The organism is Geomonas sp. RF6 (assembly GCF_021044625.1).
In the GTDB taxonomy this organism is placed as follows: domain Bacteria; phylum Desulfobacterota; class Desulfuromonadia; order Geobacterales; family Geobacteraceae; genus RF6.
Genome location: NZ_CP087999.1, coordinates 4,878,625 through 4,891,928, shown reverse-complemented (window position 1 = coordinate 4,891,928; position 13,304 = coordinate 4,878,625). Strand labels below are relative to the sequence as shown.

Annotated in this window: 11 protein-coding genes; 10 read left to right on the top strand and 1 reads right to left on the bottom strand. The window is 60.9% G+C overall.

From position 1 onward, the window contains the following. Positions 1-6: 6 nt before the first annotated feature. On the top strand, positions 7-759 hold the full coding sequence (locus LPW11_RS20770) for a DUF1499 domain-containing protein (RefSeq protein WP_230995777.1): 753 nt from the start codon (positions 7-9) through the stop codon (positions 757-759). A gap of 264 nt (positions 760-1,023) precedes the next feature. Here the strand turns inward: LPW11_RS20770 and LPW11_RS20765 are convergent, their stop codons facing one another. Next, positions 1,024-2,148 carry a lipid II:glycine glycyltransferase FemX gene (locus tag LPW11_RS20765; RefSeq protein ID WP_230995776.1) on the bottom strand — a complete coding sequence of 375 codons (1,125 nt, stop codon included), beginning with the start codon at positions 2,146-2,148 and terminating at the stop codon, positions 1,024-1,026. 389 nt (positions 2,149-2,537) lie between these two features. On the opposite strand from LPW11_RS20765, the gene nifV reads away from it, so the two are divergent. The 9 genes from nifV (at position 2,538) to LPW11_RS20720 (ending at position 12,978) form a co-directional block, all read left to right on the top strand. Then, the gene (gene nifV / locus LPW11_RS20760) at positions 2,538-3,677 is read left to right on the top strand and encodes a homocitrate synthase (protein ID WP_230995775.1); all 1,140 of its coding nucleotides are present in this window, start codon (positions 2,538-2,540) and stop codon (positions 3,675-3,677) included. Positions 3,678-3,960: 283 nt separating this feature from the next. Beyond that, on the top strand, positions 3,961-4,830 hold the full coding sequence (gene nifH / locus LPW11_RS20755; protein ID WP_230995774.1) for a nitrogenase iron protein: 870 nt from the start codon (positions 3,961-3,963) through the stop codon (positions 4,828-4,830). A gap of 124 nt (positions 4,831-4,954) precedes the next feature. Further along, the gene (gene nifD, locus LPW11_RS20750; RefSeq protein ID WP_230995773.1) at positions 4,955-6,400 is read left to right on the top strand and encodes a nitrogenase molybdenum-iron protein alpha chain; all 1,446 of its coding nucleotides are present in this window, start codon (positions 4,955-4,957) and stop codon (positions 6,398-6,400) included. 176 nt (positions 6,401-6,576) lie between these two features. Continuing rightward, complete coding sequence (nifK, locus tag LPW11_RS20745; RefSeq protein WP_230995772.1) at positions 6,577-8,046, top strand: nitrogenase molybdenum-iron protein subunit beta; 1,470 nt, start codon at positions 6,577-6,579, stop codon at positions 8,044-8,046. A 73-nt stretch (positions 8,047-8,119) separates the two neighbouring features. Further along, a complete protein-coding gene (locus LPW11_RS20740) occupies positions 8,120-10,873 on the top strand; it encodes a bifunctional nitrogenase iron-molybdenum cofactor biosynthesis protein NifEN (RefSeq protein ID WP_230995771.1) in 2,754 nt (917 codons plus the stop codon). A gap of 17 nt (positions 10,874-10,890) precedes the next feature. Further along, positions 10,891-11,277, top strand: a complete 387-nt coding sequence (gene nifX, locus LPW11_RS20735) for a nitrogen fixation protein NifX (RefSeq protein WP_230995770.1) — start codon at positions 10,891-10,893, stop codon at positions 11,275-11,277. Positions 11,278-11,355: 78 nt separating this feature from the next. Continuing rightward, a complete protein-coding gene (gene fdxB / locus LPW11_RS20730; protein WP_230995769.1) occupies positions 11,356-11,619 on the top strand; it encodes a ferredoxin III, nif-specific in 264 nt (87 codons plus the stop codon). A 97-nt stretch (positions 11,620-11,716) separates the two neighbouring features. Then, the gene (locus LPW11_RS20725; protein ID WP_230995768.1) at positions 11,717-12,049 is read left to right on the top strand and encodes a NifB/NifX family molybdenum-iron cluster-binding protein; all 333 of its coding nucleotides are present in this window, start codon (positions 11,717-11,719) and stop codon (positions 12,047-12,049) included. Between the two features lie 134 nt (positions 12,050-12,183). Beyond that, positions 12,184-12,978: an NAD(+)--dinitrogen-reductase ADP-D-ribosyltransferase gene (locus tag LPW11_RS20720; protein WP_230995767.1), complete on the top strand. Its 795-nt coding sequence runs from the start codon at positions 12,184-12,186 to the stop codon at positions 12,976-12,978. Positions 12,979-13,304: the final 326 nt, after the last annotated feature.

Here is a 13,304-nt window from a genome sequence, read left to right as displayed (position 1 = left end):
CGCGGCATGAAAGGGGAAGAGGAAAAGGGGGAGGGGAGGTTTCTTGTTCAGCCCGCGACAGTGGCGGTGCTGGCTGTCTTTTGCCTGCTGGCACTTCTTGTGGCCGGCTTCGGCTCGCGCCTTGGCCTCTGGCACTTCCGGACCGGTTTTACCGTATTGAGGGTGGTGGCCTACTGCGGGCTTGTCGCGGCAGGCGCTGCGGCGGTCACCCTTTTTATTGCCGCAAAAAGGAAGAAGAAGGTCTCCATGGTCTTGAGCGTTCTCGCCCTTGCCGCTGCTGTGGTAGCTGTCGCCCTTCCCGTGTCGTGGGGGGTGAAGGCGAGCCGAGTCCCGAAGATCCACGACATCAGCACCGATGTGAACTCTCCGCCACAGTTCGTGGCTGTCGCTCCGCAGCGCCCTGACCGGGTGCAGTACGGAGGGGCTGCTGTGGCCTCGGAGCAGTTGAAGGCCTACCCGGATCTGAAGACGGTAATCCTCAACATGCCTGCCGACCAGGCTTTTGCGAAGGCCCTGGTGACCGCAAAGGAGATGGGGTGGGAGGTCGTGGCCATGGTTCCCGCCGAGGGGAGGATCGAAGCGACTGACACGACCTTCTGGTTCGGCTTCAAGGATGATATCTCCATACGGGTAGTGCCTGCCGGCGAACGATCCCTCCTTGACCTCCGTTCCGCCTCCAGGGTGGGGATAAGTGACGTCGGCACCAACGCGGAGAGGATCAGGTCGTACCTGAAGAAGTTTCAGGGGGGAGGGGCATAGGTTTGACTGCCCGGAAAGCTTTCAGCCGCAGGCATCGCGTACCTCCCCTTTCAAGGGGGAGGTCAGGAGGGGGATGGGGTTCGGCCGTCCTCACCAACATCTACCCCATCCCCACCCTGTCCCTCCCCTTGAAAGGGAGGGGACGCGTACGCTCCTGCTTCTGTTGATGAACCCCAACTCCTGATCGACGATGGACAAAATAAGAAAAGCCTTTGGCCGCCGCCAAAGGCTTTTCTCTTCTTTCCATCTGAAGCCGCCACACGCTCATGCCGGTTGCGGCTTCGGTGTTCCTTTCTCCTGCTTTCGCTTTCTGAGGTAGGCGCGCAGCTTTATCCTGCCGTCCCGCATGGATACACGGGCGGAGTCGGCCAGTTGAAAGAGGGTGCCGTACAAGGGGTTGGCGTAGGCGTCGTAGGAGCCGACCGAGCACCGTTCCGTCCCGTTCTTGCCGCACAAGCCGGACTTGAACTGATGAGTCCCGGGGTTGCGCGCCTTGTTGATCCCGCCGAGGTTGTAGCAGACCGCTCCCTCTTCCTTTATCCAGTTTAGCGCCCTCCACTGCAGGAGGTACGATGCTCGCAGGTTGAGCGCCGCGGTGCTTGTCCCCCCGTAGAGAAAGACACCCATTTTCCCGAGGCAGGAGCAGATCACCCCAGCAGCCGGCTGATCTTCGTGAAACGCGACGAAAATCCGCATGCGGTGCCGTTGCGCCAGCCCGTGCTGGATCTTGCAATACTGCGTCACATCGGAAGTTTCCAGGAACTTTTTCCTCTCGTGGGTCTGCTTGTAGGTGTCCAGAAACGCCTGGAAGATGGCGTCGTCCGTCCCCTCCTCAATTCTCAGCCCGTTTTTCTCCGCGGTCTTCAGGTTGTAGCGCCACTTTTCGTGCAGCCCCTTCCTCAGCTCCTCCACCGGAGCCTGCACATCTATCAGGAGCGTTCGTTGCGTCACGTTCAGGAGCGGATGACCATACCCTTCCTCCTTAAAGATTCTGCCGAAGGTTTCGTCCTGGTCCTCGAAAACGAGAGGGAGGAGGCGCAGCAGCTTGCGGCGCTTCACCACGTACTCCGTGCGCAGCGCCCGCAGGGCCTGCTGGAAGACCTCGATGTCTCCAACCGTGCCACGGGGGTGCCACATGGGGCCCCAGCGGAGATAGGCGACCCTCTTGTGGAAGAAAGGGACTTTCGCCAGCCTTACCTGGGCGGCTGCCACCAGCTTTCCGTCTTTCTCGAGCCGGAAGTGGCTCAAATTCTCCTCGCCGCTGCGGACCGCTTCGTACGACCATGTCTGGTAGATGTTGGCGTCATCAAAGTGGTCGATGATCTCTTCCCATGTTGCCTTGTCCAAGGCGTCGACCTTCGCGGTGTATCCAGGTAGCAGTTCGGTCATTTCAACTCCCGCGGTGCTTGGTGTTGCCAGAGTGGTGCACAACCTCCGTGAAGAATTCCGTACGGGTCTCTTCATCCGGCACCTTCACATTATATTAGATAGCGTTTCTCCGGCAACCTGAGGTGGGAACGGTGAGATAGGGGGGGCGATTGCCCATGCCTCCTTTTTCGGCATTTTAATGAACTTTGCCCCGCTAGCCAGCATCTGGCCGCGGCTCACCCTTCACCATCTTTATCTCCTCCAGCCCTGCCTCCCTGTTGAACCCGCCTGCCACGAGCCTTTACACCGTATTCACAATATTTCACCCCTGCTGGCACAGCTTCTGCTTTTTGATGGGCAAGGGCAGCGGAAGTTGCACTAATCATTGCTTTTTTGCCCTGGAGGTCTGCATGGATCGGATGACGAAAAACGATGTAATCATTGCGGACACCACCCTGCGGGATGGCGAGCAGACAGCCGGTGTGGTCTTTAGCGCAAAAGAGAAGCTCGCCATCGCCCGCATGCTCGATGCCATGGGGGTCCACGAGCTGGAGTGCGGCATTCCCGCCATGGGGCGGGAGGAACGGGGCGTCATCCGGGCTCTGGTGGAACTCGGGCTCAACGCCCGCCTCCTTACCTGGAACAGGGCGCTGGTGCCGGACATCGAGGCGAGCATCTCCTGCGGGATCCGGGCGGTGGACATCTCTCTCTCCGTCTCCGACATCATGATCGAGAACAAGATCTGCAAGAGCCGGGAGTGGGTGAAGGAGCAGCTGAAAAGGGCGCTGGGGTTTGCAAAGGAGCACGACCTCTACGTCTGCGTCGGTGGCGAGGATGCCAGCCGCGCCGATCTCTCCTTCCTCGCGGAGCTCATGACCCTCGCCAAGGGGCTCGGGGCGGACCGTTTCCGCTTCTGCGACACCCTAGGAGTGCTGGATCCTTTCACCATGTACGAGAAGGTGAGCGCCCTGAAAAGGGAGGTCCCCCGCCTCGAGATGGAGGTGCATGCGCACAACGACCTCGGCATGGCGACGGCGAATGCGATCGCCGGCGTGAAAGGGGGGGCACGCTACATAAGCACGACGGTGAATGGCCTCGGCGAGCGGGCAGGAAACGCGGCGCTGGAGGAGGTTGTTATGGCGCTGAAGGTGGCGAGCGGCATCGATGCCGGTATCGACACCCGCAGGCTCTCCGCGATCTCCAGGATGGTGGGAAAGGCGTCTAACCGCGAGGTGCCGGTCTGGAAGGCGGTGGTGGGGGAGCGGGTCTTCGCGCACGAATCCGGCGTACACGCTGACGGGGTGCTGAAGAACCCGGCGAACTACGAGCTCTTCCCGCCGGAGGCGGTCGGTCTCAAGCGCCACATCGTGGCGGGAAAGCACTCAGGGACGAGCGGCATCGTGGAGAGCTACCGCCAGCTCGGCATTCCTCTCTCCCGGGAGGAGGCTCAGCACCTGATGGCGAAGGTGCGCTGCACCGCCCAGAGGCTGAAACGCCCCCTGGAGGCGCACGATCTCATCCGGCTGCACCGCGGTGCGGCCGCCGCCTGATGGGGAAGGGGGCTATGACTAAAAGATAGGCAACTGCCTGAAGGACCGGCTCGATGCAGGGGGGGGTGAAGTAAAAGTAGTTGTAAATGCAAGAGGTTAGAAGTTGGCACGGTAGTAGCTATAGATAGAACAGAAACCGGAGAAGGATACAACGACGTGTCCCTTCCCTGTAAGTCGGCAAAGGCGCCCACATCCAGCACTTCTGGAGGAGCGCCTTTTTTTATTGGCCTCAAAACCACAGAGTCCTTTGGCGGATGAGCCAGGGACGAAAAGGAGACAGGAAATGAGACAGATCGCGATTTACGGCAAGGGCGGCATCGGCAAATCGACCACCACGCAGAACACGGTAGCGGGGCTCGCATCGCTGGGGAAAAAGGTGATGATCGTCGGCTGCGACCCGAAAGCGGACTCCACCCGCCTCATGCTGCACGCCAAGGCGCAGACCACCGTCATGGACCTGGTGCGTGAGCTCGGCACCGTCGAGGACCTGGAGCTGGACGACGTTCTCAAGGTCGGATACGGCGAGGTGAAGTGCGTCGAGTCCGGCGGCCCGGAGCCGGGGGTCGGCTGCGCAGGACGCGGCGTCATCACCGCCATCAACTTCCTCGAGGAGAATGGCGCCTACACCCCGGATCTCGACTTCGTCTTCTACGACGTCCTCGGTGACGTCGTCTGCGGCGGGTTCGCCATGCCGATCCGCGAGAACAAGGCGGAGGAGATCTACATCGTCTGCTCCGGCGAGATGATGGCCATGTACGCGGCGAACAACATCGCCAAAGGTATCCTCAAGTACGCCTCCTCCGGCAAGGTCCGCCTCGGCGGCCTGATCTGCAACTCCCGCAACACCGACCGCGAAGCGGACCTCATCGAGGCGCTCGCCGCGAAGCTCGGCACCCAGATGATCCATTTCGTGCCGCGCGACAACCAGGTGCAGCGCGCCGAGCTGCGCAGGATGACCGTCATCGAGTACTCCCCGGAGCACAAGCAGGCAAACGAGTACCGGGAGCTCGCCAGGAAGATCTCCGAGAACAAGATGCTGGTGGTCCCGACCCCGCTCACCATGGACGAGCTGGAGGAGCTCCTCATGGAGTTCGGCATCATGGAGGCCGACGACGAGTCGATCGTCGGGGTGGCCGAAGGGGCGGCGAAGTAACTGAAGGCACGAACCCTGTCACAAGCCTGGAATGGTCCCCTCCCGCCAGGGGAGGGGGACCTCCGGGGCGGGGAGCAACCTATCTGCCAGAGGCTACGACTTACTGGCAGCGGAGGAGTTTTATATGTCCACTGAAATAAAGACAGTTGAAGGTATCACCAAGGAGTCTACCCAGGCGATGATCGACGAGGTCCTGGAGCTCTACCCCGAAAAGGGGAAAAAGAAGCGTTCCGCGCACCTCGCGCCGAACGACCAGGCCTCCGGTTCAGCATGCGTCAAATCGAACAAGAAGACGGTCCCCGGCGTCATGAGCGCACGCGGTTGCGCCTACGCAGGGGCGAAAGGGGTGGTGTGGGGCCCGATCCGCGATATGGTGCACGTCTCTCACGGGCCGGTCGGCTGCGGCTGGTACTCCTGGGGCACCCGTCGTAACCTCATGAGCGGTATCACCGGCGTCACGAACTTCGCGATGCAGTTCACCTCCGACTTCCAGGAGAAGGACGTGGTGTACGGCGGCGACAAGAAGCTCGGCGTCCTCCTGAAGGAGGCAAAAGAGCTCTTCCCGCTGGCGAAGGGAATTTCCGTCCTCTCCGAATGCCCGGTTGGTCTCATCGGCGACGACATCAACGCAGTCGCAAAGACCGCGAGCGCCGAGCTCGACATCCCCGTCATCCCCTGCAACTGCGAGGGGTTCCGCGGCGTCTCCCAGTCCCTCGGCCACCACATCTCCAACGACACGATCCGTGACTACATCATCGAGACGCGTGAGTTTGCCGAGCCGGTCGGCCCCTACGACATCGCTCTCATCGGCGAGTACAACATCGGCGGCGACGCCTGGTCCACCAAGCCTCTTCTCGAGGAGTGCGGCTTCAACGTGAAGGCGGTCTGGACAGGCGACGGCGAGATGGACAGGATCGCGGCGACCCACCAGGTGAAGCTGAACGTGATCCACTGCTACCGCTCCATGAACTACATGTGCAAGGTCATGGAAGAGAAGTACGGCATCCCCTGGATCGAGCTCAACTTCTTCGGGCCTACGAAGATCAGGGAGAGCCTGCGAAAGCTCGCGGAACTCTTCGACGACTCCATCAAGGAGAAGGTGGAGGCGGTCATCGCGAAGTACGACCCGCAGATGCAGGCGATCATCGACGAGTACAAGCCGCGCCTGGACGGGAAGAAGGTCATGCTGTATGTCGGCGGCCTCCGCCCGCGCCACACCATCAACGCCTACGAGGACCTCGGCATGACCTGCGTCGGTTCCGGCTACGAGTTCGCCCACACCGACGACTACGATAGGACCGCATCCGAGATGCCGGAGGCCACCGTCGTGTATGACGACGCCTCCGAGATCGAGATGGAGAAGTTCGCCGAGGTGCTGAAGCCGGACCTCATCGGCTCCGGGATCAAGGAGAAGTACCTGTTCCAGAAGATGGCGATCCCCTTCCGCCAGATGCACAGCTGGGACTACTCAGGCCCGTACCACGGCTACAAAGGTTTCCCGATCTTCGCCCGCGACATAGACATGGCGGTGAACAGCCCGACCTGGAAACTGGTGAAGTCGCCGTTCTAGGGCTAGTCGGAGAGGTCCGACTCGTCCGACTTGTCCGACTTGTCCCACTTGTCCGACTTGTCTGACTTGTCCGACTTGTCTGACTTGTCTGACTTGTCTGACTTGTCTGACCCGTCGGGTGAATCTAACAGAAAGGGTGATGTGACGGATGAGTCTCTCACCCAAGGAGATATGCAATGGCTAACAATCTTGGATTAGCAGTGAAGCCGGTTACCGAGACCCCTGAAGAGGAAGTGCAGAGGGTAGCCGCCTGGATCAATACGGAAGAGTACAAGGAAAAGAACTTCGCCCGCCAGGCGCTGGTAATCAACCCGGCCCACGCCTGCCAGCCGCTCGGCGCCGAGCTCGTCGCCCACGCCTTCGAGGGGAGCCTCCCCTTCGTGCACGGGTCGCAAGGGTGCGCCTCCTACTACCGCTCCACCCTGAACCGCCACTTCCGCGAGCCGGCACCGGCGGTCTCCGACGCCATGACCGAGGACGGTGCGGTATTCGGCGGGCAGAACAACCTGCACGAGGCGCTGGAGAATGCCTACACCCTGTACAAGCCGAAGATGATTTCGGTCTTCACCTCCTGCATGCCGGAGATCATCGGCGACGACCTGACCGCCTTTATCAAGAACGCCCGCAACAAGGGGATCGTGCCGAAGGACTTCCCGGTCCCCTACGCCAACACCCCGAGCTTCAACGGCTCGCATGTCCACGGCTACGACGCCATGCTGCTGGCCATCCTGCAGACCTTGACGAGCGAGAAGCAGGTGGAAGGGCGCTGCACCGGGAAGCTGAACCTCATCCCCGGCTTCGACGCCAACACCGGGAACTTCAGGGAGTACAAGAGGATCCTGAAGGAGTTCGGGATACCGTACACGATACTCGGTGACATCTCCGACGTCTTCGACTCTCCGCTGGACGGCACCTACCGCCCCTATCCGGGGGGGACGAAGCTGGAGGACGCGGCCGATTCGATCAACGGCAAGGCGACCCTCGCGCTGGGGACCTACTCCACCGCAAAGACCTTCTCGTGGGTGAAGGACAACTACTCCGGAAAGCACTCAGCGATCCCCATGCCTTTCGGCATCGCCAAGACCGACGCGCTCCTCATGAAGCTCTCCGAGCTCTTCGACAAGCCGATCCCGGAGACGCTGAAAGAGGAACGGGGCCGCGCCGTCGACCTTATCACCGACGCGCACCAGTACATCCACGGCAAGAAGTTCGCCCTGTACGGCGACCCAGATTATCTTCTCGGCTACGTCTCCTTCCTCCTGGAAGTCGGCGCCGTGCCGACCCACATCCTCTGCTCCAAGGGGACGAAGAAGCTCGAGAAGGAGATCCAGGCGCTTCTCGATGCCTCGCCGTACGGGAAGGACGGGAAGATCTACATCAACAAGGACCTCTGGCACTTGAGAAGCCTTCTCGTGACCGAGCCGGTCGACGCGGTCATCGGCGATTCCCACGGCAAGTTCGCCGCACGCGACGCCAACGTCCCCCTCTTCAGGTTCGGCTTCCCGATCTTTGACAGGGTAAACCTGCACCGCGAGCCGCTGGTCGGGTACAAGGGGGCGATGTACATGATGGCCACCATCTGCAACAAGCTCATCGAGGTAGTCGACGAGACCTGCGACAGCCGCTTCTTCGAACTCATGCGCTAGGAACAACAATCCCCCCTCTCTCGTCATGGGAGGGGGGGGAGCAGCAAAGAAGTAAAAGAGCAAGGGGGCTCTTATGGCAAAGCCGGATTGGTACGACGTTACAGACTGCAAGACGAATGACGCGGGTGCTCCGAAATTCTGCAAGGTATCGGAGCCGGGGGAGGGGACGGAACGCTCCTGCGCCTACGACGGAGCGCGCGTCGTCCTTATGCCCCTTACCGATGTCATCCACCTGGTCCACGGCCCCATCGCCTGCGCGGGAAATTCCTGGGACAACCGCGGCGCCCGTTCCAGCGGCTCCCAGCTCTACAGGCGCGGCTTCACCACCGAGATGCTGGAAAACGACGTCATCTTCGGCGGCGAGAAGAAGCTGTACAAGGCGATCCTCGAGCTGGCGCAACGCTACGGGCACGAGGCGAAGGCGATCTTTGTCTACGCCACCTGCGTCACCGCCATGACCGGCGACGACATAGAGGCGGTGTGCAAGGCTGCCGCAGAAAGAGTATCCATTCCCGTGATCCCGGTGAACACCCCCGGCTTCATCGGGGACAAAAATATCGGCAACAGGCTGGCGGGGGAGGTCCTGTACAAGTACGTCATCGGGTCCGCGGAGCCTGCGACCACGACCCCCTACGACATCAATCTGATAGGCGAGTACAACATCGCAGGCGACCTGTGGGGAATGCTGCCGCTCTTTGAGAAGCTCGGAATCAGGGTGCTTTCCTGCATCAGCGGAGACGCGCGCTACGAGGATCTGCGCTACGCGCACCGCGCGAAGCTGAACGTAATCGTCTGCTCGAAGAGCCTCACCAATCTCGCCAAGAAGATGCAGAAAAATTACGGCATCCCGTACATCGAGGAGTCCTTCTACGGGATGACCGACACCGCGAAGGCGCTGCGCGACATCGCCAGGGCGCTGGATAAGTCCGCGCTGTCGCACGCCGTGATGCAGGAGCGGGTGGAGAAGCTTATCGAGGAGGAAGAGCGCCGCTGCCGGGAGAGTATCGCGCCGTATCGGGAAAAACTCGAGGGGAAGCGCGCCGTCCTTTTCACCGGCGGGGTAAAGACCTGGTCGATGGTGAATGCGCTTGCAGAGCTGGGGGTGGAGATCCTCGCCGCCGGGACGCAGAACTCCACTCTCGAGGACTTCTACCGCATGAAGGCGCTGATGCACAAGGACGCGAAGATCATAGAGGATACCAGCACCGCAGGGCTCCTGAGCGTCATGTACGAGAAGATGCCGGACCTGATCGTCGCGGGGGGCAAGACGAAGTTCCTCGCGCTGAAGACGAAGACCCCCTTTTTGGACATAAACCACGGCCGCTCCCACCCCTATGCGGGGTACGAGGGGATGGTGACCTTCGCAAAGCAGCTCGACCTCACGGTGAACAACCCGATCTGGAAGGCGCTGCGCGAGGCGTCCCCTGCGGAGAAGGGGTCGGAGAGACTCGCTGCGGATCTGGAGTACGCTCGCGGGCACGCGGAGCGCTTTCTGTCGGAGGACATCTCCCTCTCGCGAGTGAAGGTGCCGCAGAAGTGCGCCACGGTAAACCCGCAAAAGAATTCGCCGGCACTGGGCGCCACGCTCGCCTTTCTCGGCATCGATCGGATGCTGGGGCTGCTGCACGGAGCGCAGGGATGCTCCACATTTATCAGGCTGCAGCTCTCGCGGCACTTCAAGGAATCGATACCGCTCAATTCCACCGCCATGAGCGAGGACACCGCCATCTTCGGCGGCTGGAACAACCTGAAGAAGGGGCTCGGTCGGGTCATCGAAAAGTTCCAGCCGGGGGTGGTGGGCGTCATGACTTCCGGTCTGACCGAGACGATGGGGGACGACGTCAGAAGCGCCATCGCTACCTTCCGACAGGAGCACCCCGAGTACAACGGGACCCCGATCATCCATGCCTCCACCCCCGACTACTGCGGCTCCCTGCAGGAAGGGTACGCGGCCGCTGTGGAAGCGATCCTCACTACCCTTGCTGAAGGTGGAGAAAAGATCCCCGGGCAGGTGAACTTCCTCCCCGGGCATCACCTGACCCCGGCGGAAGTGGAGGAGCTGAAGGAGCTGATGGAGTCCTTCGGCCTTACGGTCCTCACTATCCCCGACATCTCCTGCTCCCTCGACGGCCACATCGACGAGCAGGTCTCGCATCTGGCGATGGGAGGAACCGGGGTGGACCGGATACGCCTCGCCGGCCGCAGCTGCGCCACGATCTATGTGGGGGACAGTCTGGCGAAGGCGGGTCTGAAGCTGAAGGAGAAATTCGGCATCCCCTGCTACGGGTTCAACTCCGCTACCGGGCTTGCCGAGGTCGATGCCATAGTGGAAACGCTCTCTGCGATCTCGGGGGGGCCGATCCCGGAAAAGCAGCTGCGCATGCGGGGGCGCCTTATGGATGCCATGGTGGACTGCCACTACCAGTTCGGGAAGAAGAAGATCGCCATTGCCCTGGAGTCGGACGCGCTGAAGGCGATGACCCTCTTTCTCAGCAGCATGGGGTGCAACGTGGAGGTCGCGCTGGCGGCGACGAGGACGCGCGGTCTCGACTCCCTCCCATGTCCGGACGTTTCCGTCGGCGATCTGGAGGATCTCGAGGGGATGGCGCAAGGGGCGGATCTCCTGGTGGCGAACAGCAACGGCAGGCAGGCCGCGGCCAAGCTCGGTATCAAGGCGCATCTGAGGACAGGCTACCCGCACTTCGACAGGCTCGGCGCCCACCAGAAGATGTGGGTCGGCTACCGCGGCACCATGAACCTCATCTTCGAGACGGCAAACATCTTCCAGGCAAATGCCAAAGAGGCGCAGAAGCTCTCGCACAACTAAGCGCAAAAGGAGCCCTTATGAAGATCGCATTTACCAGCAGTACCGGCGAAATCATCGACGAACATTTCGGCATGTCCACCAGCTTCACCATCTGGGAGGTGGGAGCCGACGAGGCATCTTTCCTGGAAACGATCAGGATAGGTGAGACCGGGGAGGACGAAGAGGACAAGATCCAGGCCCGAGCCGACGCCATTTCCGATTGCGCCATGGTCTATACCGTCCGCATCGGCGGCCCTGCAGCCGCAAAGCTGGTGGCGAAGAAGATCCATCCGCTTAAGACGAACGAGCCTGTGCCGGTAAAGGAAGCAGTGGAAAAGCTCCAGCAAGTCCTGCAGGGAAACCCTCCGCCATGGCTGCGCAAGGCGCTGAACAAGGGGACGGCGGGGTCGTTTCTGGACGAGTAAAGAGATGAACCATGTACAAGCGCTACTGCGCATCATCAAAGACGGCGAAACGCTGAAATCGACAAAGGAGTGGGAGAGATGGCATACATTACCGGTTTGACCAGGGACAAGAAAGAGTACACCCCGCAGTTCATCAAAAACATCGACGAGGAGACCTGTATCGGGTGCGCGCGCTGCTACAAGGTATGCGCCCACGACGTCCTTGCATTCGAGGAGGTGGACGAGGACGACTCCGCGAAGATGTTCATGAAGGTTTCCAACCCCGGCAACTGCATCGGTTGCATGGCATGCGGCAAGACCTGCTCGAAGAAGTGCTTCTCGTTCGAGCCGGTGTTGCTCTAGGACGAGCTCCATCACAGGAGGTGGAGCCGTCTCGACCGGGGCGGCTTCACCCCGCACTAACACCCCGGACCCATACTTCAACTCAACGGAGGCTGACATGCTTATCGCGGTTGCATCAAAAGATGGCAAGCAGATAGACCAGCATTTCGGGCACGCCGAGCGCTTCCTGATCTACGAGGTATCCGACGGCAAGGTGGTACTTGTCGATGAGAAGAAAGTGGAGCGTTATTGCCAGTTTGATCCGGAACACCCCCTGCGCACCCATACGCTGAAAGGGACTGCAGACGCGCTGAACGGTTGCCGCGCGATCGTGTGCGCCATGATGGGGGAGGCCCCGCGGCAGGAGCTTTCCCGCCTCGGCATCGAGCAGTACACGGTCGAGGGGCCGATCAAGGAAACGCTCCTCGAGCTGGCGAAGGTGCTCCTGTAAGGGGGACACCCCCGAGGGACTGGCTCCGCAGGTGCCAGTCCCTTTTGTGGCGCATTCGAGGCTGCCTGTCCCGAGGCAGCGCCTTCACAATGGTGACTCTCCACCTGATCAATATCACAAAGAGGTGATAGCCCGTGCTGAACTCCTTTAACCAGTGCAATCTTCCCCCGTGGGTTATCGCCTCGCGCCACTTCAACGAAAACCCGCAGCCACTGGAGATCCAGGGGGTGCGTCTTGCCAACAGATTCCTCTTTGACCGCCTCGCTACACTTGAGACCCCTCACCAGCGTGCCGAGATATTCAACGATTACATGTCGGTGAAGTTCCAGCTGCACCAGTGGCAGGACCAGAAGACGGACGGTGCACGCAAGGCGCTCAAGAACTCCTACCTGCGCTTTCTGCGCGGCTGGATGATGGATTCCAACTCCATCGAGGGCGCGGTGCTGAAGGGGTGGGTGGAGAGCCGCATGGGGCTTGCGCCGACCTTCCACAAGGCGCCGATCGTAAGCCAGCACAGCGACCAGTACCTTGCCTACGCCTTTGATCGCACCAAGGGGAGCATGCGCACCAGCGCCATCAACTCGCAGCTCGACCTGCTCTACGAGTACTGCCAGTACGAGCTTGCGTTGCGCTACCCGGGGGAGACGTGCATGACCTTGTATCGCGGGACGTTCGATCAGGACGAATACGAGCTCCTGGAGAAGGTTTCCAAAAGGGAAGAGCTGGTGCGGCTCAACAACCTCTCTTCCTTCACGACCATGGAGGAGCGCGCGTGGGAATTCGGCTTCATCGTGTGGGAGGTGCGTGTACCGCTGTGCAAGATCTTTTTCTACAGCGATCTGCTGCCGAATTCGATCCTGAAAGGGGAGGACGAGTGCATGGTTGTGGGAGGGGACTATCTCGTGAAGCGGATCATGTGCAGCGTGTGAAAGCTTGAGAGGAATCACGGGAAGCCGCGATGTACGTGCAATCAAAGGCGTGAGCGAGGCCTTACGTTCCCCCCTTTGCGAAGGTTCATCCGGGAATTCCGGGAATGGAGCCCGGTCTCTTACGTTGAGGTGAGGGGACACTAGTGGCGCCGCGCTGGAGCACAGGCTTCCCAGCCTGTACCGCGGCGCCAGCCGCGCGGTCTGTGGCGGCTGCGCCGCCATCGCAGGCAAGATGCCTACGCTCCAGCGTGGGGGCACCCGGATTCTTGTAGCGCGTTCCCCAGAATTCCCGGAAGAACCTTTGGGGACAGGGGGGATTTGATTTA

Coding starts and splice junctions, on each gene's coding strand:
- LPW11_RS20770 (WP_230995777.1), top strand. CDS start 7: ATGAAAGGGGAAGAGGAAAAGGGGGAGGGGAGGTTTCTTGTTCAGCCC.
- nifH (WP_230995774.1), top strand. CDS start 3,961: ATGAGACAGATCGCGATTTACGGCAAGGGCGGCATCGGCAAATCGACC.
- LPW11_RS20740 (WP_230995771.1), top strand. CDS start 8,120: ATGGCAAAGCCGGATTGGTACGACGTTACAGACTGCAAGACGAATGAC.
- LPW11_RS20765 (WP_230995776.1), bottom strand. CDS start 2,148: ATGACCGAACTGCTACCTGGATACACCGCGAAGGTCGACGCCTTGGAC.
- nifD (WP_230995773.1), top strand. CDS start 4,955: ATGTCCACTGAAATAAAGACAGTTGAAGGTATCACCAAGGAGTCTACC.
- LPW11_RS20725 (WP_230995768.1), top strand. CDS start 11,717: ATGCTTATCGCGGTTGCATCAAAAGATGGCAAGCAGATAGACCAGCAT.
- nifK (WP_230995772.1), top strand. CDS start 6,577: ATGGCTAACAATCTTGGATTAGCAGTGAAGCCGGTTACCGAGACCCCT.
- nifV (WP_230995775.1), top strand. CDS start 2,538: ATGGATCGGATGACGAAAAACGATGTAATCATTGCGGACACCACCCTG.
- fdxB (WP_230995769.1), top strand. CDS start 11,356: ATGGCATACATTACCGGTTTGACCAGGGACAAGAAAGAGTACACCCCG.
- nifX (WP_230995770.1), top strand. CDS start 10,891: ATGAAGATCGCATTTACCAGCAGTACCGGCGAAATCATCGACGAACAT.